Origin of the sequence: Kitasatospora sp. NPDC088160 (assembly GCF_044741445.1) — a bacterium.
Classification (GTDB): Bacteria; Actinomycetota; Actinomycetes; order Streptomycetales; family Streptomycetaceae; genus Kitasatospora.
Map to the genome: position 1 here is coordinate 1 of NZ_JBIUSS010000005.1, position 23,459 is coordinate 23,459.

Here is a 23,459-nt window from a genome sequence, read left to right on the forward strand (position 1 = left end):
GTTGACTTTTGGCACGCTGTTGAGTTCTCAAGGAACGGACACTTCCTTCGGACCGCCTTCCAGCGGGCCCTCCGGGCGCTTCGTTCTTTCGTGTTCCCAGCTTACCAGATGTTTTCCGCTCCGTTTCCGGCGCTTCGTTCATCCAACTCGCTGGTGTCTTCTGCGGCTTGACGCCCCGTCCGACGTTTCAAACTCTAGCCGATCCCCGCTCCGAAAAGCGAATCGACCGCAATCCAATAAAACGAACACGCCGAATAGGAACCAAGCCGCGACAAGACGCGACCCAGCCCGAACCGGGAAGTGGTGTTTCGAAAGGATTGGCTACGGCGGGACCGTCCGCGCAAATGCGTGTCCGGTGCTCCCTGCCAGGCAGCTCGAAGAACACTAGACCTCGGGCAAGGCCGAGTCAAGCGCCGGTTCCGCCTCGGTGGCGCTCTCTTCGGCCACCTCTTCCTCCGCCTTCTCCTCCGCCTCCTCCGCCGGCAGGTGGAAGGCCAGGACGGCGACGTCGTCGTCGTGCTCGGAGGTCACGCCCATCGCCCGCAGGAGGCGGGCGCAGATCACCTCCGGGGCCCCGACCGCGCCGGTGAGGGTGCGGGCGAGGAGGTCGAGGCCCTCGTCGATGTCCTCGTCGCGGCGTTCGACCAGGCCGTCCGTATAGAGGACGCCGGTGGTCCCGGGCAGCAGGCGCAGGGTGTGCGAGACGTGGAGGCCGTCGCCGGTACCGAGCGGCGGGCCGTTCTGCTCCTCGCTGCGCAGGACCGTCCCGTCGGGGCAGCGCAGCAGCATGGGGAGGTGCCCGGCGGAGGCGTAGGAGAGGGTGCGGCGCTGCGGGTCCCAGACGGCGTACGTGCAGGTGGCGATCTGGTTGGCGTCGATCTCCATGGCGAGGCCGTCGAGCAGGCGCATCACCTCGTGCGGGGGCAGGTCGAGCCGGGCGTAGGCGCGGACGGCGGTGCGCAGCTGGCCCATGACGGCGGCGGCGCGCAGGCCTCGCCCCATCACGTCGCCGATGACCAGGGCGGTTCGGCCGCCGTCGATGGCGATGACGTCGTACCAGTCGCCGCCGACGGCGGCCTCGGCGCCGCCGGGCTGGTAGGTGGCGGCGACCCTCAGGTCGGCCGGCTGGTCGAGCTTCTGCGGGAGGAGGCTGCGCTGGAGGGTGACGGCGGCCTCGCGCTGGCGGCGTTCGGCTTCGCGGAGCCGGGCGGCGGCGAGGACCTGGTCGGTGACCTCGGCGGCGAAGATCAGGACGCCGGCGGGCGGTCCCTCGGTGGGGGTGTCCCCGGTGTCCCCGGTGTCCCCGGGGCCGAGCGGGACGCAGGAGACGTTGTAGTAGCGGTTGCCGGTGAGGCCGAGGATGCAGCGGGCCTTGACGCTGCGCGGGCGGCCGCCGCGGATGACCTGGTCCATCAGGGCCAGGACGCCCATGGTGCCGAGTTCGGGGAGGGCTTCTCCGGCGGGCAGGCCGGTGGTGCGGTCTCCGAAGAGTTCGCGGTAGGCGCGGTTCGCGTAGCCGAGCTGGTGGAGCGGGCCGTAGGTGACGGCCACCGGGGCGGGGATCCGGTTGAGGACCTCGCGCAGGTTCTGGGGTTTGTGCAGGTCGAGGAGTTCGGCGGCGGTGGCCAGGTTGGTGGGGTCGCGGGGGCCGGGGACGACGACGCCGTCGGCGGAGGGCGCGCCCTCGTCGGTGCCGGCCCCGGTCGGCGGGGCGGCACGCCAAGGGACTCCGGTGAGCCGGGCGCTCCAGCGCATGAGGTTCAAACGACGGCCGCTTCCTCGATTTCCAGGCATATCATCACTTTTTGTGTGCGCATCAGCACACGGGGTAATGACTAGGTTGGGCTGATCCTGTCAGGCAAGGGCCCGATTCCGGAAGTCGCCCGCCCGGCGTGGCCGCCCGTTCCGCCCCGGCGCGGGGCACCGGGGCGCTCACCGCGGGGCGTCCGGACCGCCGTCGGGCCGCGGCCCGGACCCGGCCTCGAACTCCGGACGCGGATGCTCCGCCGCCCCCAGCGAGACCACCTCGCGGGAGAACAGCCCGCCCAGCACCCAGTCCATCAGCACCCGCACCCGGCGCTCCGCGCTCGGCAGGCGCCGCAGGTGCCGGGCCCGGTGCAGCCACCAGGCCCGCCGCCCGGTGATCCGGCGGCCGCGCCGGGTGTGGGCGACGGCCCGGCGCAGGCCCAGCGAGGTCGAGCAGGCGGCGTGGCCCGGCCGGTACTCGGCGAGGCCCGGGGCGTGCGGTCCGGCGTCCAGGGCGACCGCGATGTTCCGGGCGAGCAGCTCGGCCTGGGCGAAGGCGTGCTGGGCGTTGGGCGCGCAGGGCGCCCCGTCCGCGTCGGGGTCCGGTACGGCGGCGCAGTCCCCGGCCGCCCAGACGCCGGGCAGCGCGCGTCCGTCCGGGCCGACGGCTTGCAGGGTGGCGAGGCAGCGGACCCGGCCGAGGGTGTCCAGCGGCAGGTCGGTGTCGCGCAGCAGCGGGGCCGGCCGCACCCCGGCCGTCCAGACCAGGGTGCGGGCACCGAAGCGGCTGCCGTCGGACAGGGCGACGACCCGGTCCGCGGCGGACGCCAGGGTGGTGCGCAACCGGATGTCGACGCCGCGTTCGCGGAGCTGGCCGAGGGTGTGCTCGGCCAGCTCCGGCGACTCCTCGGCCAGGATCCGGTCGGTGGCCTCGACCAGGACCCAGCGCAGGTCCTCGGGGCGGACGTTGTGGTAGCCGCGCACCGCGGTCCGGGCCATGTCCTCCAGTTCGGCGAGCGCGCCGACGCCCGCGTACCCGGCGCCGACGAAGACGAAGGTGAGCGCGGCCTGGCGCAGGGCCGGGTCGCGGGTGGCGGAGGCGAGGTCGAGCTGTTCCAGGACGTGGTTGCGCAGGCCCACGGCCTCGCCGACGGTGGAGAAGCCGCGGCCGTGTTCGGCCAGGCCGGGCACCGGCGCCGTCCGGGAGACCGAGCCGGGCGCCACCACCAGGACGTCGTAGGGGAGTTCGATCGGCGCGGCGGCCTCTCCGGGTCCCGCGGCGTCGGCGAAGGCGCGGCGGGCGGCGTGTTCGATCCGGGTGATCCGGGCGGTCAGCACCCGGCAGTCCGGCAGGGCCCGGCGGAGCGGGACGACCACGTGCCGGGGGTCGATCGAGCCAGCCGCGACCTCGGCCAGCAGCGGGTGGTAGGTGAAGTAGGCCTGGGGCTCGACGACGGTGATCTCGACCTCGCCGCGTCGCAGCCGTTCCCGCAGGCCGCGCTGGAGGTGCAGCGCGGTGGCCATCCCGGCGCAGCCTCCGCCGGCGATCAGGATTCTGATGGTGCACCTCCTGCCGATTGGCGCTTCCTCCCGGCCCCGCGGCCGGGGGTGTCCCCCCTCGCGCCCCCCTATGAAGGACCGGCAGGGGCGGTCTTGTCCACAGTCCGTACCGCGCCGGATGTGACGGGAGTCGACGGGTGGGGCCAGTTGTGCTGCCCGGGCGACTTTCTGACGGACTTTCGGCCGCGAACGGGCGTGAACTATGGTCGGATTGTGTGCCGGAGCGGTTACCGCCATGACAATCGGCGGCGACGCACCGTGGAGCGGCCACTACGGCCAGTTCCAGCGTTGGCTCGAGAACCCGACTGCGGGACAGTCATCCGGGGAAGGGTAGTTCCCGGACAAGGCCCCGGACGGTGCCGACGCGCCGAGCCGGACGCGAGCCGGCCCGGAGGCACGAACCGTGGTCACGAAACGGGACGGGCGGCAACGAGCGATGGGTCATCAGGTCATTTCTGACGGGCTGAGCTGCACCGGGGGGTGCAGGGGCGGGCGACGACAGGGTCCGGGTTCGGGCGCCTGCGGGGGAGAGTTGGGATGATGGAGCAGGAGCAGGTGTTGGGGCGAACGGGAACACCGCACGCCGGCCAGGGCATGGTGCCGGAACAGCGCGGCCCGGTGGACCTGCCACCGGAGGTCGGGGCCGCCTATCCGGGCGTCCCCTACCGGGTGGAGCCACCACCGGCCACCGTGCACGTCCCCGGGGCCCGACTACGGGTGGACGCCCGGCGGAATCTGGAGAGCGTGCTGCGGGCCGCCCGCGAGGTGTTCGGCGAGTTCGGCTACGGCGCGCCGATGGAGGAGGTCGCACGCCGGGCCGGGGTCGGCGTCGGGACGGTCTACCGGCGCTTCCCGAGCAAGGAGGTGCTGGTCCAGCGGATCGCCGCCGAGGAGGTGGCCTGGCTGACCGCGCAGGCGCGGGAGTCGCTGTACGGCGGCGGCGGCGCCTGGGAGTCGTTGGCCGGTTACCTGGCCCGGGCGGTCAGCACCGGTGCCGGGCGGCTGCTGCCGCCGGAGGCGTTCCGGTACGCGGAGGAGCTGGGCCGGGTGCCCGAGCAGCGGGTGCCCGAGCCGGCCGCCGTCCGGTTCGACCTGCGCGGCGAGGACGCGCAGAACGGTGCGGCCGTCGAGCCGTCGGCGGCCGACGCCGATCCCCGGCTGCTGCTGCAACTGCTGGCCGCCCTGGTCGCCCGGGTCGGCGCGGCCGGCGAACTGCGGCCGGGCGTCACGGTGTCGGACGTCGTGCTGGTGCTGACCGCCTCGGTGCCGGTGCACGCGGCCCGCACCGCGCCGACCACGGCCGGCTTCTCGGCCGGGGTGCAGCAGGCGGAGGGGCAGCCGACCGCCGGCCCCTCGGACCGGCTGCTGGAGATCCTGCTGGACGGCCTGCGGGCACGCTGACGCGCCACCACGGGTGCGGCCCCCGCAGGTGGCGGGGACGGGAGTTGGACGGGAGACCGGCGCGCGGACCAGTCACGCGCGCCGGGTGCGGGCGGTACGCAACCACCCGCCCTGTGCTGGCCGAACACATCCGCGACGGCTCCTCGGAAGAGTGGGTCCCGGCCGGTCCGGCTACCGCCCATCTCTGCGCTATGCCATCCTTTGCCCGTGGTTGGAGCCAATGTCCCGATGCGCGCCCTTCGCGCGCCCTCGGCGCCGTACAGCGCGGAACCGTGCGCCCACGCGCTCCCGCGCGCCCTGCCACACTGCGGGGGCTGTCGTGGAATCTGGGGTCCGTTGTGAGCGCCGAGGAACAGAACGACTACGGGTACGGCCTCGACTTCGGCCCGTCCGGAGGCTTGACCGGGGGACTGGCCGACGGCTCGTCCGGCAGCACGTCCAGTACGTCCAGTACGTCCAGTACGTCCGAAGGCCCCGCCACGGCCTCCGGCGGCCCGGCCCAAGTACCCGGCGCCGCACCGGGTTCGGCCACCGGCCCGACCACCGGACACGTGCCCGACCAGGCGGGCATGCCCAGCCGCGAGTCCCTCTCCGCCTCCGCCGCCGCGCTGCCACCCGGACGGGTGCCCGGCCAGGCCCCGGCCGGCCGGGGCGGCGTCGCCCCCGAGGCGTTCGTCGGCGCCGGCCGCCCCGCCCGCCCCACCGTGCCCGCCCCCGCCGACCCGGTCGACGGCGAGCGCCCGGCCTCCGACGCCGAGTTGACCGCCCGGGTCCGGGCCGGCGACGACACCGCGTACGAGGAGATCTACCGCCGGCACGCCGACTCGGTGCGCCGCTACGCCCGCACCTGCTGCCGGGACAGCTTCACCGCGGAAGACCTCGCCGGCGAGGTCTTCGCCCGCACCCTGCAAGCCCTGAGGGCGGGCAAGGGCCCGGAGTTCGCCGTCCGCGCCTACCTGCTGACCGCCGTCCGGAACGTCGCCGCCGCCTGGACCCGCAGCGAGCGGCGCGAGCAACTCGTCGACGACTTCAGCGTGTTCGCCCAGACCTCGGCCGCCGTCGTCGACCTCGACCTGGCCGACCCCGGCGCCGATGCCTGGGCGATGGCCATGGCCGACCAGCGCATGGTCATGCAGGCCTACGCCGAACTGCCCGAGGACGACCGGGTGGTGCTCTGGCACACCGAGGTCGAGCGGGAGTCCCCGAAGACCGTCGCCGTGATGCTCGGCAAGACCGCCAACGCCACCGCCGTCCAGGCCCACCGGGCCCGCGACCGGCTCGCCGCCGCCTTCCTCCAGGCGCACGTCTCCGGCAGCCAGGACCGCACCTGCGAGGCGTACGCCAACCGGCTCGGCGCGTACGCGCGCGGATCGCTGCGCAAGCGGGCCTCGGCGGAGGTCGGACGGCACCTCCAGGGGTGCGACCGCTGCACGGCCGCCTGCCTCGAACTCACCGAGATCAACACCGGCCTGCGCGCGCTGCTGCCCGGCGGCGTGCTCGTCTGGATCGGGGTCGGCGGGTTCGGCGCCGCCGCGGCGGCCGTCGGCGGAGCCGCCGCGGTCGGCGGTGCGGCTGCGGGCACCGCGGCGGCCACCTCCGGAACCGCGGGAGCCGGTTCGGGTGCGGGTGCAGCGGGTGCGGGCGCCGGTGCGGCCTCCGGCGGAGGCGGGGCCGGAGCCGGCGCCGCGGCCGGCGAGGGCCTGGGCACCGCCGCCAAGGCCGGGATCGCCGCCGCCGTCGCGGTGGCCGCAGCCGCCGTCGCCGCGTACGCGCTCACCGGCTCGCCCGAACCCAAGCCCCCCACGGCCGCGCCCCCCGCCGCCGGCGCCCCCGCCACCCCCCGGCCGCAGGCCCCCGCACCCGGGCCGCCCGCGCCCGCCGACCCGGCGCCCAGCAGCACCGCGGCCGCCCCGGCACCGTCCGAGCCGAGCCCGAGCCCGAGCCCGACGCCGGTCACCCGGTCGACGCCCGCCCCGGCAGCCGCCCAGACCACGACGAAGGCCGCGTCGCCGGTCACGCCGAGCTCGACGACGCCCAAGCGGACCCCCACGCCGCCGCCGGCCCCGGACGTCCCCGCCGTGCCGACGCCCAGCGTGCCGCCGCTGCCCACGCCCGAGCCGCCGGTCGTCCCCGTCGTGCCCACGCCCACCGTGCCGCCGCTGCCCACCCCGACGGTCACCCCGCCCGCGCCCACCGACTTCTGGGCCGACTCACTGCCCGTGGTCAAGCCCGGCAACAACCGGGTGCCGCCGCCCGGCCCCAGCATCCGGCAGAAGGGCAGCGACTGGTTCTGGCAGCACGACAGCGCCTGGATCGGCGGCGAACGCCACGGGCACGCCATCACCGTGCACGCCCCGGCGACCACCCTGATCGACCTCAACCGCAGCTGCACGTCCTTCGACGCGGTCGCCGGAGTCGACGACGCCACGCTCTCGCCGGGCGGCGTGGTCTTCTCCGTCCAGGGCGGCGACGGCGGCACCCTGTGGCGCTCCCTCCCGCTCGCCGCGGGGGACGACGCGGTACCGGTGCACGTGCCGCTGGCCGGGCAGAAGTCGATCCGGCTGGTGGTCACCCCGGTGCACGGGATCTGGTCGGCGCTCAACGTGGCGGACTGGGCCGAGGCCCGCTTCAGGTGTTCCTGAAACGGGCCTCGGCGGGGGCTGCGTGGGGTGGGACCCACACGGGGTGGGGCTTGTGCGGGGTGGGCCTGTGCGGGGTCAGATCGCGCAGGAGCCGTCCGCGCAGGCCTCCCCCGCCGGGGCGACCTGCACCGGCGCCGGGCGGGTCTCGCCGATCTCGGCGGCGACCTGCTCCAGCACCTTGCGGAAGGTCTCGGCGTCCTGGCCGCCCTGCACCGCCCACTTGCCCTCGAACACGAAGGTCGGCACGGCGGTGATGCCCAGTTCCCGGGCCTCGGCCAGCTGCGCGCTCACCTCGGTGGCGCCCTCGTCGCCCGCCAGGTAGGCGGTCACCCGCGCCCGGTCCAGGCCGGCTGCCACGGCGACGTCGGTCAGCGCGGCGCGGTCGCCGACGTCGACACCGTCGGTGAAGTGCGCCTTCAGCAGCTCCTCCTTCAGCCGCCCCTGGACGGCCGCGCCGTACTCGGTCTCGGCGAGGTGCAGCAGGCGGTGGCCCAGGAAGGTGTTGGCGTGCAGCGCGGCGTCGAAGTCGTACGTGATGCCCTCGGCGCGGCCCAGCTCGGCCACCCGTGCGTCCATCGCCACCGACTGCGGGCCGTAGCGCTCGGCCAGCCACGCGCGGTGCGGGCTCGCCGTCGCCGGCGCGTCCGGGACCAGCTGGTACGGCCGGTAGACCACCTCGACGCCCTCCTTGCCGGCGAAGCCCTCCAGGGCCTGCTCGAAACGGCGCTTACCGATGTAGCACCACGGGCAGGCGATGTCGGACCAGATCTCGACCTTCATGAGGGGACTCCAGGGGTGGGGCGGGGACGGGTATCGGGATAGGTGAACGATGAACCATCTCGGTACATTCCCGGCACCCCGGTCAGCTTCCCTGGTCAGCGACGCCCTGACCCGGGCTGGTCAGCACCCCGACCCCGCCCCGGATCAGCCTTCCGCGGGCGCCGGAACCACCAGCACCGGGCACGCCGCGTGGTGCACCGCCGCCGAACTCACCGAACCCAGTAGCAACCGCGCGAACCCCCCGTTCCCCCGCGTGCCGAGCACCAGCGTGTGCTGCCGGGTCGAGGCCTCCAGCAGCACCTCGATCACGTTCCCCAGCACCACGTGCAGCGACATCTCCCCCGCGTACGGCCGGGAACGCTGCCCCTGCACGGCCACCACCGCCCGGCGCAGCCCGTCCGCCATGCTCTCCACCAGCGTCTCGACGCTCTCCTGCACCAGCTCCGCCATCCCCGGCGGGTAGCCGGCCGGCGCCGGGTTCACCACGGCCAGCACGTACAGCGGTAGCCCGAACGACTCCGCCTCGGTCATCGCCCGGTCCAGCGCCCACAGCGACCCGTCCGACCCGTCGCAGGCCGCCAGTACCCCCGGCGGGCGCCCCGTCGGCGGCCGTCCCGACACCGACAGCACGACGGGAACGGACTGCTCCGGGCTCACGCTGGCCACCACGGCTCTCCTCACCGACGGACTCATTGCCCGCCATCATCACCTGCCCCGGCTCCCGGACCCCGCCGCCCGGCCGGGCGCGGCGCCCGGAGGGGGTCAGGAGGGCCGGACGGGGCCGAGGGCCGGGGGTTGGGCCAGGGGAAGGCCGGTCCAGCAGGCTCCGTGGCGGCGGGCGCGGACGCGGCGGAGCCAGAGTTCGGTGGAGACCAGGTCGGCGAGGCCCGCCAGGGCGGCCGGGGAGAGGGGGGTGGCGGGGTCGGCGAGGCCGGCGCGGACGGCGGGGAGGTCGATGAGGCCGGCTTCGGCGAGGAGGGGGGCGTCGAAGAGTTCGGCGAGGCCGTCGGCGGCGAGGCGCAGGCCGGCCCGGGCGGGGGCGGTGCGGTCGGGGCGGGGGCCGCGGCCCCAGTCGGGGGGCAGGTCGGTGCGGCCGGCGCCGGTGAGGACGGCGTGCAGGAGGGCGTGCCGGGCTCCGGGTTGGAGGCGGACGTCGTCGGGGAGCAGGCGGGCGGCGCGGACCACCTGGTTGTCGAGGAACGGCGCGTGCAGCCGCTGGCCGGGCTGTTCGGCGGCGTGGACGAGGGTGCGGTAGGAGCGCGCGTGCCGGTAGAGGGCGTGCCGGGCACGGTGTGCGCCCGGGCGTTCGTCGGGCGCCGGTCTGCGCGCTGCCAGTCGCAGCCGGAGGGCGACGGAGGAGAGCGCCTCGTCGGAGAGCCAGCGGGCGGCCGGGCCGGGGACGCACCAGGCGAGGTCGCCGACCGAACGGTCGCCCGCCGTACGGCCGCCGCCCGGGAGGTGGCGGGCCGTCAACTTGGCGGCGGCGTCGTCCAGCGCCTCGGCGTACCGGACCCGGGAGAGCCGGTGGGCGGCCCGAACCACGGTGAGCGGGGTGCGCAGCGCGCCGGCCAGGACGCCGACGACGGCCCGGTCGGCACCGGCCAGCGCGGCGACCGGGGGCAACAGTTCGCGCGGGCGGCCGGCCCGGATGAGGTCGGCGAGCCGGGCCGGGTGGCCGTCGAGGACCTGGCGGGCACCGTAGCCGGTGAGGTGGTCGGTGCCGCCGGCGTCGAAGCGGGCCTCGGCACGGGCGGCGGCGACGAGTTCGGGCCCGGGCTCGTCGGTGAGCCGGCCGGGCGGTGCGTCGGCGTGCAGTCCGGCGTACGGGAGGGTGTCGGGGCCGGGGTGGAGCACGGTGTGCCGTAGCCGGGGGGTGTCGGGGGCGAGCGCGAGGGTGGTGGGGGGTTCGGTCTCGCCGAGCGTGACGGCGGCCAACTGTTCCGGGGTGGAGGGTTCTTGGGCGGCGACGCGGGCCCAGGAGCCCTTGACCGCGCCGTTCCTGGCCCCGGCGCCGACAGCCGGCAGGCGCTCCGGGCCCGTGCTCGCGGGCACCGGCGGCAGCGGCACGGCGGCGGCGAGCAGGGCGACGGTGGCGGAGGCGGTGCCGTAGGAGAGGTCGACGCCGAGCCGGGCGCGGCCGGCCGGGCCCCGCGCGGTGGCGGGCGCGGTGGTGCGGACCCGGGAGCGGACGGACTCCAGCAGCGCGCGGGTGAGTTCGCGGACGGCGGGCGCCTCGTCGCGCGGCTGCTCCCGGACGGCGGGGTCGTCGTAGGCGGAGAGGTAGGGGTGGCCACTGCGGATGGCGAGCACGTGGCCGGGCGGCACCCGCTGGACGCCCAGGTACGGGGTTCCGGCGCCGAGGGCCTCGGGCGATTCGGGGCAGGCGAGCCGGGCGGCGAGGTGTCCGGTGTCCAGCGGGGCGCCGACCAGGTCGGCGAGCGGGAGTGCGGCGGTGGCGTACGCGGTGCCGCCGGCCCAGGGGGTGTGGAAGACCGGCTGGGCGCCGGCCAGGTCGGTGAGCAGCAGGGTGGAGCGGGTGCCGGTGCGCAGGACGGCGGTGTAGCTGCCGGGCCAGGCGGTGAGGTGGCGGACGGCGCCGCCGCGGGCGGCGGCGAGGCCGGCTGCGAGTTCCGCGTCGGTGGCGCCGCAGTGGCCGAGGACGGCGAGGCGCAGGGTGGCGGGGGTGTCCTCGACGGGGTCGGGGGCGGTGGGGCCGGTGGTGACCGTGGCGGGGGCGCCGGGGCGGAGGGTGGCGAGGCGGATCTCCTCGGGGCGCCAGTCCCCGACGGCCCAGAGCGGGTTGGGTCCGGTCCACAGGGGGCGCGCGGCGATCGGTGCGACCGTACCGAGTGCCTCGTGCGCTGGTGCGCCCGCCCGGGGCGTGCCCGTGCTCCAGCCCGTCAGCCACCGCATCGCGCCTCCACCGGACGAGGACCTGCACCCGTACGGCGCTTCCGCCGCCGGGCGGCTCCTCGCCGGTCCGCGGTGTGCCGTGGCGGCCGCCCCGGGTACCGGCGCGCCGTCAGGAGACATCGTGCCACCGGTTGGCGCTCCCGTGGCCCGTGTTGCCGGTTCCGGTTCCGCCGGTGGTCCCGGTGCGGGGCGGTTCCGGGCCCGGCGGCGATCCCGTTGCGGGCAACGGGTGTTGACGTGTTCGCGTGGTCCGCGGGGCGGGCCGGGCCTTCCCCTCCCCGGCCCGGACCGCCCCCCGTGCCGCCTTTGGCATGGGCATCGCGAGATGGCCGAAAGGCGTCGCCCAGCCCGGGAGGGCATCCGCATGCCCTCCCGGACTCAGCCGCCGCCCGCGGGGATTGAGGCGGCGGCATCCCCCGGCCCGCCGGGTCCTCGACGGCGGGCCGACCCACGACCACCAGCGAATCGCCGACCAGCCGGTCGAGCCAGGGGGCACGGCCGGGCGCACGTGAACACAGGACCGGAGCACGACGCTCCGGCGCGCGGCACCCCCGGCCCGATCCGAGTGGTCCGGACCAACCCCGGCGAGGAGCCGGCGCCGCACCGCCGGGTGCACGATCCCGCCATCCGGAATGCGGCCTCTTAACCGTCGGAACGCGTCCGACTACTCTAGGTACAGCAGCTACGGCCCGGTGCCGCCCGGGCCCCGAGCACAAGGCCGCAGGAGGTGCCGCCGCCACCATGACCGTCAGCCCACGAGGACCGAACGAACGGCTCGGCACGCTCCTGACCCTCGCCCAGATCAGCAACGCCGGACTGGCCCGCCGGGTCAACGACCTGGGCGCCCAGCGCGGGCTGACCCTGCGGTACGACAAGACCTCGGTGGCCCGCTGGGTCAGCAAGGGCATGGTCCCGCAGGGTCCCGTCCCGCACCTGATCGCCACCGCGATCGGCGGCAAGCTCGGCCGCCCGGTGCCGCTGGAGGAGATCGGCCTCGGCGACACCGACCCGGCCCCCGAACTCGGCCTGGCCTTCCCCCGCGACGTCGCCGAGGCGGTCCGCTCCGCCACCGACCTGTGGCGGGTCGACCTCGACCTGCGCCGCGGCCCCGGCGGCGGCCGCTGGAGCGACAGCCTGGCCGGCACCTTCTCGGTCGCCGCCTACGCGACGCCGGTGTCCCGCTGGCTGATCACCCCGGCGGACGGTTCGGTCGCCCGGGAGGCGCCGCGCGCGCCCAGTGAGGCGTCCTCCTACCGGGTCGGCCACTCGGACGCCGCCAAGCTCCGCGAGGCCGCCCAGGAGGCCCGCCGCTGGGACTCCAAGTACGGCGGCGGGGACTGGCGTTCGTCGATGGTGCCGGAGTGCCTGCGGGTGGAGGCGGCCCCGCTGCTGCTGGCCTCGTACAGCGACACCGTCGGCCGGGCGCTGTTCGGCGCGACCGCCGAACTGACCAGGCTGGCCGGGTGGATGGCCTTCGACACCGGGCAGCACGAGGCCGCCCAGCGCTACTACATCCAGGCCCTGCGGCTCGCCCGGGCCGCCGCCGACGTGCCGCTCGGCGGCTACGTGCTCGCCTCGATGAGCCTCCAGGCCGGCTACCGGGGCTTCGCCGAGGAGGCGGTGGACCTCGCCCAGGCCGCCCTGGAGCGCAACCGGGGCCTGGCCACCGCCCGGACGATGAGCTTCTTCCACCTGGTGGAGGCCCGGGCCCAGGCCAAGGCCCGCAACGCGGCGGCGTGCGCGACGGCGCTCGGCGCGGCGGAGAGCGCACTCGAACGGGCCCGCGCCGGGGATCCCGATCCGGCGTGGATCGACTTCTACGCCTACGACCGGCTCGCCGCCGACGCCGCCGAGTGCTTCCGCGACCTCGGAGTGCCCTCCAAGGTCCGCCAGTTCACCCGCGAGGCACTGGCCAAGCCCACCGAGGGCTTCGTCCGCTCGCACGGACTGCGACTGGTGGTCTCGGCGATGGCCGAGGCCGAGGCCGGCAACCTGGACGCCGCGGTCGCCGCCGGCGAGCGCGCCGTCGAGGTGGCCGGCCGGATCTCCTCCCAGCGCAGCCGGGAGTACGTGGTGGAGATGCTGCGCCGCCTGGAGCCCTTCCAGGGCGAGCGCCGTGTCCGGGAGCTGACCGAACGGGCCCGCGCGGTCCTGGTCGCCCCGGCGTGACCGGGGGCGTGCCCGGCGGCAGTTGAGGTGCACCGGCGAGAGGGGCCGGGCGCGCTCAGGTACGGCACCGCCACCTGGGCCCGGGCGCCCTCGACCGGTCCCGCCCGGCGTGGCAGCATCGGCGGCGGGGGAGCCGGGCGGACTGCGAGGAGCGGGCGGTGGCGTACGACTTCGACGTGCTGGTGGTGGGCGGCGGGATCGTCGGCCTCGCCACCGCGTACGCGCTGACCCGGGCCCGGCCGGGACTGCGGCTCGCGGTGCTGGAGAAGGAGCCCGGCTTCGCCGCCCACCAGACCGGGCGCAACAGCGGGGTGATCCACAGCGGCGTCTACTACCGGCCGGGCTCGTACAAGGCCCGGTACGCGGTGGCGGGCGCCGGCGAGCTGGTGGCGTTCTGCCGCGAGCAGGGCGTCCCGCACGAGGTCACCGGCAAGCTGATCGTGGCCACCGGCACGGAGGAACTGCCCCGGCTGGCGGCGCTGGCCGAGCGCGGGCGGGCGAACGGCATCCCCGTCACCGAGGTGGACCGGGCCGGGATCGCCCGGTACGAGCCGCAGGTCACCGGGGTGGCGGGGCTGCACGTCGGCACGACCGGCGTCTGCGACTTCCCGGCCGTCGCCACCGCCTACGCCCGGCTGGCCCGGGAGGCGGGTGCGGAGCTCCGGCTCGGCTGCGAGCTGCGGGCGGTGGCCCGACGGGCGGACGGCGTGACGGTGCAGACCTCCACCGGGGAGCTGCGCTGCCAGGTGCTGGTGAACTGCGCCGGGCTGCACAGCGACCGGATCGCCCGGCTGGCCGGGGACGAGCCCGGGGTGCGGATCGTGCCGTTCCGCGGCGAGTACTACGAACTGGCCGAGGGGCGACGGGACTTGGTGCGCGGCCTGGTCTACCCGGTGCCCGACCCGGCCTTCCCGTTCCTCGGCGTGCACCTCACCCGGGGCGTCCACGGGGACGTGCACGTCGGCCCGAACGCGGTGCCCGCGCTGGCCCGCGAGGGCTACGACTGGCGCACCGTGCGCCCGCGCGACCTGGCCGGGACGCTGGCCTTCCCCGGCGCCTGGCGGATCGCCCGGCGGCACTGGCGCCAGGAGGTGGGCGAGTTGCACCGCTCGCTGTCGAAGCGGGCGTTCACCGCCGCCGTGCGGCGGCTGCTGCCCGCCGTCGCCCCCGAGGACCTGGTACCGGCCGGCGCCGGGGTCCGAGCCCAGGCCGTGGCCCGGGACGGCTCGCTGCTGGACGACTTCGCCTTCGCCGGTTTCGACCCGGCCGACCCGCGCTCCCCGCGCCGCGCGGTGCACGTGCTGAACGCCCCCTCCCCCGCCGCCACGGCCTCGCTGCCGATCGGCCGCGAGGTGGCCCGCCGGGCGCTGGCGGCACTGGAGGCCGGCGGATGAGCCCGGTCACAGCACCTTCGGGAGGGGCCCGGGGGCCCCGTAGACTCGGGGAACTGTGACTGCCACCGCCCCGATCCCCCAGCCCTCGCCGTCCGCCCGGTTGTCCGCCGCACCGGCCGGCTACCCCGCGCCGATGTACCCGCACAAGGCCACCGAGGCCCAGCACCGCGAGCGGCGCATCCGCAGCTTCCAGCCGCGCCGGGGCCGGATGACCAACGCCCAGGCGGGCGCCCTGGACCGGGGCTGGGAGGCGTACGGCATACCGATCGACGGCAGCCCGCTCGACCTGCGGGAGCTGTTCGGCGAGCTGCCGGTCACCCTGGAGATCGGCTTCGGCATGGGCGAGACCACGGCCGCCATGGCCGCCGCCGACCCGGCCATGGGCATCCTCGCCGCCGACGTCCACACCCCCGGCCACGGCAACCTGCTCGGCCTGCTGGAGCGCGACGGCTCGCGGAACGTGCGGCCGGCCGCCGGCGACGCCGTGATCCTGCTGCGCGACATGCTGGCGGACGCCTCGCTGGCCGGCCTGCGGGTCTACTTCGCCGACCCGTGGCCCAAGCCCAAGCACCACAAGCGCCGGCTGGTCCAGCCGTCCTTCCTGGAGCTCGTGCTGCCCCGGCTCGCCCCCGGCGCCCTGGTGCACTGCGCGACCGACTGGGAGCCGTACGCGGAGCAGATGCTGGCCGTGCTGTCCGCCTCGCCGGAGCTGGAGAACCTGCACCCCGAGGGTGACGGCAGCGGCTGGCTGGAGCCCGCGGACCACCCGGACGGCAGCATCCCCGGCTACGCGCCGAGGCCGGACTGGCGCCCGGTCACCAAGTTCGAACGGGCCGGGCTGGCCAAGGGACACGTCGTCCACGACCTGCTGTTCCGCCGCCGCTGAGCCGCCGCCGGCCGTTCGAACAGGCCACCGCGCGATGACCGGTGGGCCGTTCCCCGGACGGACGGTTCGTCCCGAGTCCTCCCGACGGGCGGGTGCGGTGGCCTACCCTGTGCCGCATGGGCAGCCCGGCCGGCGGCGGGTCCCGGGCCACCGTCCAGGCCGCCGCTGACGCACCGGAGACGGTCCCGCGCACCGGCGACACCCGGACCATCCCGGGGCCCCGGAGGCGCCGGGCCCACCGCCTCGCGCCCTGGGCCGGCGCCGCGTCACCGCCGCCGGCCGGAGCCGTCGCACCGCCCCGGCGCGGCCGCTCGGTGGCAATCTCCTCCGTCACCGCCACCGCCGTACTGACCCTGGCCGGCTGCGGGGTGCTGATCCTGCACCTGGTCCAGCGGCAGACCGGCACCGTCGGGCTGCTGGTCGGCGTCGGCCTGGCGATGGTGCCGCTGCCGTTCGTGCTCGGCGCCCTGGCCTGGCTCAACCTGACCGCCCGGGTACCGCTGCGGCACACCGTGTTCTGCCTCGCCTGGGGCGCCTGCGCGGCCACCACCGTCGCCATCGTGGCCAACAACTGGACCGCCAGCTACCTGACCTCGCACCAGGGCCCGCTCGGCGAACTGCTGGGCGCCGGCATCGCCACCCCGCTGATCGAGGAGACCGCCAAGGCCACCGCCCTGCTGGTGCTGCTGCTGCCGCTCGGCCAGCGGCTGCGCTGCCACGGCCGCCGCACCGGCCGCCCCTGCGCGCCGCTGCTGCACCGGCTGCCGGCCCCCCGGCTCCCCCGGACGTACGCCCGCCGCCCGGCCGGTCCGCACGCCCGGGGCCGGCTGCGGCTGCGCCCGTACCTGCGCCCGCTGCCGTACCTGCGCCCGGCCCCGCCCTCCGGCGGCGGCCCGCACCGCCGCTCCCGGCCCCGCACCCTGGCGGCCGGGGTGGTGCTCGGCGGGATGACCGCCTGCGGCTTCGCCTTCACCGAGAACGCCCTCTACCTGGGCCGGGCGTTCACCACCGACCAGCGGCAGCGGCTGGACAGCATCGGCCTCGGCGATCCGCCCAGCCTGCGCGACTTCGACGGCACCGTGCAGACCTTCGTGCTGCGCGCCCTGCTCTCCCCCTTCGCGCACCCGCTGTTCACCGCGCTCACCGGGATCGGCCTGGCCGTCGCCCTGACCACCGGGCGGCGCTGGCTGGCCCGGCTGGCCGCGCCGACCGGGCTGCTGCTGGCGATGGCGCTGCACGGCACCTGGAACGCCGCCGCCGACCTCGGCACGGACGGCTTCCTGGCGGTGTACGGGGCACTGATGGTGCCCTGCTTCGCCGCGTTGGTCTGCTTCGCGGCCTGGGCCAGGTCCCGGGCGTCCCGGCACGCCGCCCGGCGCGGCAGGCGCTCTGCCGGGGTGGTCTGAAGAACCGATTTCCCATCTCGGCGACTTCCCCGTATTGTTGTGTTCACCGACGCGGGGTGGAGCAGCTCGGTAGCTCGCTGGGCTCATAACCCAGAGGTCGCAGGTTCAAATCCTGTCCCCGCTACTCAGTAGCAACGAAGGGCCCGGAGGATTCGTCCTCCGGGCCCTTCGCGTTCCCCGGCACGGCGAAGGAACGTTCTGCCGCGAAGCCGCAACGGACCTGGGCCCCCGTCAGCGGAGACCGCCCGAACGACGCCGCCGGGCCGCCGATAAATCCGTTGCCCTCCGGCCGGTGGGCTGCCTATCGTGGCGGCACACTGAAGGGAGGTGATCCTGAATTGAGTTCCATCAGGATGCGTGAGGTGGCTGCTCGCTAGAGCCGCCCCTGCCTGCGCGGGGTGAGGCCTGAGGCCTCCGGCAGGCGAAATCCATAGCAGTCACCCGGCCCGCAGGCCCACCGGTACATCCCCGGTGCCTCGGCGCCAGGCCAGTGCACGGGCCGGCGCGGAGGAGCAGCCTGCGGGCTGTCTGCGTTCTCCACCGCTCTCCGGTGTCTTCCGCCGCTCTTCGCCGTCACCCGCGCCCCGTCCGGGGCGCCCCCGCGTCGTACCCGGGGCGCCCCCGCGTCGTACCCGGGGCGCCCCCGGGTCGTTCCCGGGGTGGGGCCGCGGCGCTAGAGTCGGCGCGGGTTCCGGAGCGGAGCGGCGCAGGCACAGGGGGTAGGCGATGGCGAAGGCCCGGCGGCGGAGCGGCACGACGACCCTGCGGACGGCCCGGTGGGCCGCGACCGGGGTGCTGGCCGGGACGGGCCTGCTCGGGCTGCTGCTCTTCTCGCTCGGCCGGGAGCAGGCCTGGCAGGCGTTCGGCGGCGGGCTGGTGGTGGCCGGGGCCTCGACGGTGCTCGGCGGCGCGCTCGGCTTCCTGTTCGGGGTGCCCCGGGTACGCAGCGGCAGCGGCGAGCCGCAGGGCTCGTACGCCCCGAACACCAACCTGGAGCAGGTGTCCGACTGGCTGACCAAGGTGCTGCTGGGCGTCGGGCTGACCCAGCTCGGCTCGCTCGGCGAGCGGCTGCACCAGCTCGGCACCGCGCTGGCCCCCGCACTGGGCGGGGAGGACGCCGCGGTGCCGTTCGCGGCGGCACTGGTGCTGTACTTCGTGGTCTTCGGCTTCCTGGCCGGCTGGCTGGTGACCAGGCTCGCACTGCCGCAGGTGCTGACCGACGCCGACCAGGCCCTGGACCTCTTCCTCGCCGGGCAGGACCGCGACCGGCGGGGCGACAAGGTGGGTGCCGACGACCTGCGGGTCCGGGCGATGCAGCAGCTCGGGCTGCTGGGGGGCAGCGCGGAGCAGTCGGCCGCGCTCGCCGCGCAGCTGCCGCCCGCCTCCTCACCCTCGTCCGGGCCGGAGGGCGTGGTGGCCGAGGTCCGCTCGACGGCGCGGCGCTCGGCGCTGACCGCCGACCAGGTGCGGGCCCTGTACGCGGACGGCTCCGAGGGCCGCCGGATCCAGGCGCTCGCGCTGATGCAGGGCGACCCGTCGCTGGCCGACCTGCCGAGCCTGCTGGACGCGATCGAGCGTCCACGCTCCGGCTTCGAGCAGTACCACGCGCTGCTGGCCGCCCGGGGCCTGCTCTCCCGGCTGCCCGGCGCCGAGGCGCAGCGGCTGCGGGACGCGGTGGCCGGGCAGTTGGTGCTGCCGGAGGGGATCCCGTACGGGTCGGACCGCAGCTGGCTGGCGGAGAAGATACTGTCCCGGCTGGAGGCGACGGCCTTCGTCCCGACGCAGCCGGCCCGACCCGCCGAGCCTGACCACCCGGGACAGCCGGGACAGCCGGTCCCACCCGCTCAGCCCGCTCAGCCCGTCCAGTCGGCTCCGTCGGCGGGCGACCCCAGCTAGCTGCCGAACTCCTTGACGGTGAAGCGCAGTTCGGGCTGCTCCCAGGGCGTCTTGACCTGCGGCGGGCGGGTGCCCGTGCGCTCGGCGCCCACCTGGAGGTAGAAGCCCTCGGCGGGCGGGTGGGACACCACCTTGACCGAGGCGATCCCGGCGGCCCGGGCGCGCTCCAGCATGTCCGCGATCAGCTTCCGCCCGATGCCGAGCCCCTGGGCCTCGTCGGCGACGAACATGAGGTCCAGTTCGGCCGGTTCGCGGATCAGGCCGTAGAAGCCGAGCAGCCGGTCGGTGGTCGGGTCCGAGGCCAGGAACACCTCGTGCCGGGCGATGTACTCGGGGGTGACCCGGTAGCCGTCGATCATCGCCGAGTAGTGGCCGCGGTAGGCGGTGGAGGCCTGTATCAGCTCGGTGAGCCGGTCGGCGTCGGCCGCCCTGGCACGCCTGACGGTCGTCTCGTTCATGCGGGCGAGTATAGGGGCGCTGACCAGGAGAGACCATTACTTTTCGGCAGCAGACCGGCGGCGGCGGTCGGCGGCCCGCAGGACCAGGACCCGGCGGGTGCGGCCGTCCGCGGCGCGGGGGAAGCGGCGGATCTCGCTGGCGACGCGGCGCTCGCCGAGCGCGTACCGCAGCGGGTCGAGGTGGGCGCAGCGGAGGCCGTGGCCGTCGTGCAGCGGCTGGACGCGGACCTCGCCGTCCGGGGAGGTCACCCGGACGAGTTCCACCAGGGCGTCCAACTGCCTTTCGAGGCCGAATAGTTCGGGGTAGGCGAAGAGCAGGTAGCCGCTCAGGGTGAGCGCGAAGGCGCCGTCCGCGAACGGCAGTCGGGGCAGCGCGGCGGCCACGTACTGCTGCGGGTGCGCGGCCGAGTCGGCGGCGAACAGGCGGCGGGCGCGGTCCCAGCTGCGCAGGTAGCGGTCCGGCCGGCAGGAGCGCGGTGACGGGTACAGGTGCGGACGGGCGGCCATCGCGGTGGCCATCGACGCCCGGGCCGCCAGCGCGTGGGCCGCGACCTCGGGTGCGGGGAGCGCGTACGCCGGGTCGGCGGCGATCACCCGGCAGCCGAGCCGACGCGCCTCGGCGGCCAGGCCGGCCGCACCGCCCGGACAGTCCAGCACCGGGCCCGGCAGCGCGGCGAGCTGGGCCCGGGTGAGGTCGAACAGGTCGCAGTACTCGTCCAGCGGGCGGGAGGTGACCAGGATGTCCCGGCCCAGGGCGCCCGGGTCGGCGGGGGTGTGTGCGGCGGCCACCCGGCCATCCCAACACGGGCCGGCCCCACCCGCATCCGGAGCACGTCCGGGTGTGGGCGGGGCCGGGGAGGCGGGCGGGGCCGGGGAGGGCCGTGGGGTTCAGCGGCCGAGCAGGCCCTGGGCGGCGGCCCGGTTCACGTTGGTCAGGCCGCGGACCAGCTGGGCGGTGAGGATGATGAGCAGCACCCCGACCAGCGAGAGGCCGGCGATCTGCCAGGCCCCCTCGATGTAGTAGACGTGCTGGACGTTGTCGCTGTCGTAGAAGTCGAAGACCCGGTACCCGCGCCAGGAGGTGAAGGCCGGAAAGACCCAGTGGTAGAGCGGGTACAGCGCCATCGCCCAGCCGAGCAGCAGGAACACCAGCGACAGGACGAAGCTGAGGACCGCCCACGGGAACATCACCACCTGGTAGAACGCGGCCTTCCACCCGGCCGGGTCCGCCAGCCGCGCGGTGATCGCCCCCCAGGTGCCCGGGCGGGTCTGGCGCACCGGCGCCGGGGCGGGCACGTCCAGGGCCAGCATGCCGCGCACCCGGGCCCGCTCCATCCGGCCCATGCCGCGGGCGACGGTGGTCAGGAGGGCGAGGACGGGCAGGCCGAGGACGGTGACGAAGGTGCCGATCCCCATGCAGAACAGCACGATCGAGACGGAGAAGCCGATGACCGACAGCGGCAGGCCGGTGAGCGTGTAGCCGATCTCGCGGTAGTAGTGCCCGGAGAACGGCGCCCGCCAGACGGCCGGCGGCTCCTCGGTCCGGTGGGCCCGAGCGGGACGCGGGTCGTCGCCGTAACCACCGAGGACGTCCCACTCGCGGTCCTGCGTGCTTCGGCTGATGCTCATGTCCCGGCCCCGGTCCCTCGTTCTCGACTGCTGATGGCATCAGTCTGGTCGAACGGCGGGCCGGGGAGGATCCGGAGGCCTGGCGGATCGGGGGTGGGGTTAACCCCCCGGGCCTGACCCGGCAGGCCTGCCCCCAGGTCCGCGTGGACGTCCGCGTCGGACGTCCACGCCGGGCCGTCAGCCGGTCGCGCCGCTCCACTCGTCGGCGAGCAGCGAGTACAGGTACGAGTCGGACCAGGCGCCACCCTTGTAGAGGTCGTGCCGGACCCGCCCCTCCAACTGGAACCCGAGCCGGAGGAGCACCTTGGCCGAGGCGGCGTTGTCCACGTCGACCCGGGCCGCCAGCCGGTGCACGCCGAGGGCCTCGAAGGAGAGCTCGCAGAGCAGGCCGGCGATCTCGCCCGCGTAGCCGCGGCCCCAGACGTCGCGGCCCAGCACGTAGCCGAGGTGGGCGGAGCGGTGCTTGCCGAGGGTGAGGGAGGCGTGGGCGATCGGCACGGCGTCCACCGGGTCCTCGGCGTCGTCGCGCCGGGTGACGGCCAGCCGGTAGGTGTCCCGTTCCGGCGCCATCGCCTCCTCCAGGTAGAGCTCGATCTGGTCGGCGCAGGTTTCACGGTCGCGCGGCTCGAAGGGGAGGTAGCGGGTGACCTCCGGGTCGCTGAACAGCCCGTACAGCGCGTCCACGTCGCCGGCGGTGTGGTGATACTCGCGGATGGCCAGCCGGGGGCCGGTGAGTCGTACGGGGACCATGGCAGCCGACCCTACCCCCGGCCAGCGGTTACCGTTCGAGCTATGAACGACGAAGACCTGCGGCTCGCCCCGCGCACCAGGGCCTCCGACCTGCTCGCCTGGGCGGCGGAAGAGGACCGCGCCCCGGTGGCCGAAGCGCCGCTGCGCGCGGTGCTGGCCCTGCTGGAGCTGGGCGAGGGCAGGATGCACGACGGCTGGCCCGAACTGACCTCGAACGCGGTGGAGCACCTGCTGTACGAGCGGCTCTACCTGTACGTCCAACCCGAACCGGAGGCGGACCCGCTGGCGTACGGCGCCGCCGTCCGGCTGCTGACCGACCACCAGCGGGCCGCCAAGCGGCTCAACGCCAAGCGCCAGGAGCGGCTGCACGCCGAGGCCGAGTGGCAGGGCGAGGTCGCGGCCGGGCTGCTGCGCCGCGCCGACCTGGTGACCTGGCCCCGGCTGTACGCGCTGCTGCTGCACGCGTACGGGGCGGACGTCGCGGATCCGGAGGCGGTGCGGGAGTGGCTGACCGGCTTCCGGGAGCTGGCGCAGGAGGAGCGGCTGGCCGTGTTCGCCGCACTGGCGCAGACCGGCTGGCTGGACGAGGTGGACGAGCAGGGCTGGAGCCCGACCCGGGTGATCTCGGTCGGCATGGCCACCGACGGCGCGCGCCGGCTGCTGGAGCAGGGCCTGATGCGGCGCAGCTACCGCAACCTGGCCGAGCTGACCGCGCTGGGCCGGCCGATGCCGGACGAACTGGCCGGGGACTTCGGGGCGTTCGAGGAGGCGGCGGTGGAGGCCGCGCTCGACCTGTACGGGGAGTGGACGGTGCCCGGGCTGCCGCGACTGCTGGTGGAGGAGTTCCCGGACCTCGCGCCGGAGCCGGGGCAGGAGGAGATCGACGCGTACCTGGCCGGGCTGGCAGACCCGGCGCAGGAGTGACGCGGCGAAGCCCCGGCCGCGGTGCCTTCTGGTTCCGGCGGCCGGGGCTTCGCGGGTGCGTCAGGGGTTGACGCCGCGCTGCTGGAACCAGGTCTCCGGGTCGACGGGGGCGCCGCCACCGGGGCGGACCTCCACGTGCAGGTGCGCGCCGGTGACGTTGCCGGTGGCGCCGACCTTGCCGATCTGCTGGCCGGAGCCGACCTTGCCGGAGCCCTTGATGATCGAGGAGAGGTGGCAGTACCAGATCTCGGTGCCGTCGGGCAGGGTCTCGACGATCCGGTAGCCGTACGAGCCGGACCAGCCGGCCGAGGTGATGGTGCCCTGGCCGACCGCGTAGACGGGGGTCCCGGTGTCCGCGGCGAAGTCCAGGCCGGTGTGCAGGTGGGCCCAGTAGCGGGCGCTCTGGCCGTAGTGGGCGGTGAGGTGGTAGTCGCGCACCGGCAGGGTGAGGGCGGCGGCCTTGGCCCGCTCGGCCTCCTCGGCGGCCCGCTTGGCCTCGGCCTCCTTCGCGGCGGCCTTGGCCTCCGCCTCCTTCGCGGCCTGGACGCGGGCGTCCTCCTCGGCGGCGGTGCGCTGGCTGTCGGCCTGCAGCTGGATGCGGGCGGCGAGCGCGAGGCCGGGGTCGGCGGAGAGGGCGACCGGGGTCTCGTCCGGGGTCTCGATGGCGGGGGCGGCGGCCGGGGTGGCGGAGGCGAAGCCGGTGGCGCCCAGGGTGGCGGCGACGGCGGTGACGCCGAGCAGCGGGGAGGCCCCACGGACCTGACGCGGCATCCGGTGCCGGTTGGTCTCGGCCTCCGGGCCCGCGTACTCGGGGCCGTCCGGGCCGGGGTGGTCGAGGAGCCGGGTACCTGCTGCGAGGCCGGCCGGGTGTGCCGGAGTGTGCGTCGACGCCACGGAGGCGCGCT

General features: G+C 75.7%; 17 protein-coding genes, 1 tRNA gene and 1 pseudogene. 9 read left to right on the forward strand and 10 right to left on the reverse strand.

The annotated features are described in order from the left end of the window. Positions 1–477: 477 nt before the first annotated feature. Positions 478–1,764 (reverse strand): annotated as a pseudogene (locus tag ACIOGZ_RS08740) (PP2C family protein-serine/threonine phosphatase); the annotation flags it as partial. Positions 1,765–1,932: 168 nt separating this feature from the next. Further along, entirely contained in the window at positions 1,933–3,270 is a 1,338-nt protein-coding gene (locus tag ACIOGZ_RS08745) for an NAD(P)/FAD-dependent oxidoreductase (protein WP_380380867.1), read from the reverse strand. Between the two features lie 573 nt (positions 3,271–3,843). On the opposite strand from ACIOGZ_RS08745, the gene ACIOGZ_RS08750 reads away from it, so the two are divergent. Further along, the gene (locus tag ACIOGZ_RS08750; RefSeq protein WP_400804564.1) at positions 3,844–4,707 is read left to right on the forward strand and encodes a TetR/AcrR family transcriptional regulator; all 864 of its coding nucleotides are present in this window, start codon (positions 3,844–3,846) and stop codon (positions 4,705–4,707) included. Between the two features lie 338 nt (positions 4,708–5,045). Then, entirely contained in the window at positions 5,046–7,349 is a 2,304-nt protein-coding gene (locus tag ACIOGZ_RS08755) for a sigma-70 family RNA polymerase sigma factor (protein WP_400985395.1), read from the forward strand. Positions 7,350–7,424: 75 nt separating this feature from the next. Here the strand turns inward: ACIOGZ_RS08755 and ACIOGZ_RS08760 are convergent, their stop codons facing one another. From ACIOGZ_RS08760 to ACIOGZ_RS08770, 3 genes are all read right to left on the reverse strand, one after another. Next, a complete protein-coding gene (locus ACIOGZ_RS08760; protein WP_363581317.1) occupies positions 7,425–8,129 on the reverse strand; it encodes a DsbA family oxidoreductase in 705 nt (234 codons plus the stop codon). Positions 8,130–8,273: 144 nt separating this feature from the next. After that, positions 8,274–8,795, reverse strand: coding sequence for a universal stress protein (locus ACIOGZ_RS08765; protein ID WP_363581319.1), 522 nt, complete (start codon positions 8,793–8,795; stop codon positions 8,274–8,276). A 96-nt stretch (positions 8,796–8,891) separates the two neighbouring features. Continuing rightward, on the reverse strand, positions 8,892–11,042 hold the full coding sequence (locus ACIOGZ_RS08770; RefSeq protein WP_363581321.1) for an asparagine synthase-related protein: 2,151 nt from the start codon (positions 11,040–11,042) through the stop codon (positions 8,892–8,894). 741 nt (positions 11,043–11,783) lie between these two features. Here ACIOGZ_RS08770 and ACIOGZ_RS08775 point away from each other — a divergent pair. From ACIOGZ_RS08775 to ACIOGZ_RS08800, 6 genes are all read left to right on the forward strand, one after another. Beyond that, complete coding sequence (locus tag ACIOGZ_RS08775; RefSeq protein ID WP_063348294.1) at positions 11,784–13,211, forward strand: hypothetical protein; 1,428 nt, start codon at positions 11,784–11,786, stop codon at positions 13,209–13,211. 158 nt (positions 13,212–13,369) lie between these two features. Then, positions 13,370–14,605, forward strand: coding sequence for an L-2-hydroxyglutarate oxidase (lhgO, locus tag ACIOGZ_RS08780; RefSeq protein ID WP_400985398.1), 1,236 nt, complete (start codon positions 13,370–13,372; stop codon positions 14,603–14,605). Between the two features lie 55 nt (positions 14,606–14,660). Continuing rightward, on the forward strand, positions 14,661–15,491 hold the full coding sequence (gene trmB, locus ACIOGZ_RS08785) for a tRNA (guanosine(46)-N7)-methyltransferase TrmB (RefSeq protein WP_363581325.1): 831 nt from the start codon (positions 14,661–14,663) through the stop codon (positions 15,489–15,491). A gap of 116 nt (positions 15,492–15,607) precedes the next feature. After that, the gene (locus ACIOGZ_RS08790; protein ID WP_363581327.1) at positions 15,608–16,897 is read left to right on the forward strand and encodes a PrsW family intramembrane metalloprotease; all 1,290 of its coding nucleotides are present in this window, start codon (positions 15,608–15,610) and stop codon (positions 16,895–16,897) included. Between the two features lie 50 nt (positions 16,898–16,947). Continuing rightward, positions 16,948–17,021 (forward strand) — tRNA-Met (locus ACIOGZ_RS08795). A 602-nt stretch (positions 17,022–17,623) separates the two neighbouring features. After that, complete coding sequence (locus tag ACIOGZ_RS08800) at positions 17,624–18,793, forward strand: hypothetical protein (protein ID WP_400985400.1); 1,170 nt, start codon at positions 17,624–17,626, stop codon at positions 18,791–18,793. Here ACIOGZ_RS08800 and ACIOGZ_RS08805 read toward each other — a convergent pair. From ACIOGZ_RS08805 to ACIOGZ_RS08820, 4 genes are all read right to left on the reverse strand, one after another. Then, complete coding sequence (locus ACIOGZ_RS08805) at positions 18,790–19,251, reverse strand: GNAT family N-acetyltransferase (protein ID WP_400985401.1); 462 nt, start codon at positions 19,249–19,251, stop codon at positions 18,790–18,792. The two genes, ACIOGZ_RS08800 and ACIOGZ_RS08805, sit on opposite strands and share 4 nt — an antisense overlap. 36 nt (positions 19,252–19,287) lie before the next feature. Continuing rightward, the gene (locus ACIOGZ_RS08810; RefSeq protein ID WP_363628077.1) at positions 19,288–20,040 is read right to left on the reverse strand and encodes a hypothetical protein; all 753 of its coding nucleotides are present in this window, start codon (positions 20,038–20,040) and stop codon (positions 19,288–19,290) included. 99 nt (positions 20,041–20,139) lie between these two features. After that, the gene (locus ACIOGZ_RS08815) at positions 20,140–20,880 is read right to left on the reverse strand and encodes a sensor domain-containing protein (protein ID WP_400985403.1); all 741 of its coding nucleotides are present in this window, start codon (positions 20,878–20,880) and stop codon (positions 20,140–20,142) included. Between the two features lie 177 nt (positions 20,881–21,057). Further along, entirely contained in the window at positions 21,058–21,630 is a 573-nt protein-coding gene (locus tag ACIOGZ_RS08820; protein WP_400985405.1) for a GNAT family N-acetyltransferase, read from the reverse strand. A gap of 42 nt (positions 21,631–21,672) precedes the next feature. Here ACIOGZ_RS08820 and ACIOGZ_RS08825 point away from each other — a divergent pair, with 42 nt between their 5' ends. Beyond that, the gene (locus tag ACIOGZ_RS08825; RefSeq protein WP_400985407.1) at positions 21,673–22,554 is read left to right on the forward strand and encodes a hypothetical protein; all 882 of its coding nucleotides are present in this window, start codon (positions 21,673–21,675) and stop codon (positions 22,552–22,554) included. 60 nt (positions 22,555–22,614) lie between these two features. Here ACIOGZ_RS08825 and ACIOGZ_RS08830 read toward each other — a convergent pair whose 3' ends face one another. Beyond that, complete coding sequence (locus tag ACIOGZ_RS08830) at positions 22,615–23,448, reverse strand: M23 family metallopeptidase (RefSeq protein ID WP_363581341.1); 834 nt, start codon at positions 23,446–23,448, stop codon at positions 22,615–22,617. Between the last annotated feature and the right edge of the window lie 11 nt (positions 23,449–23,459).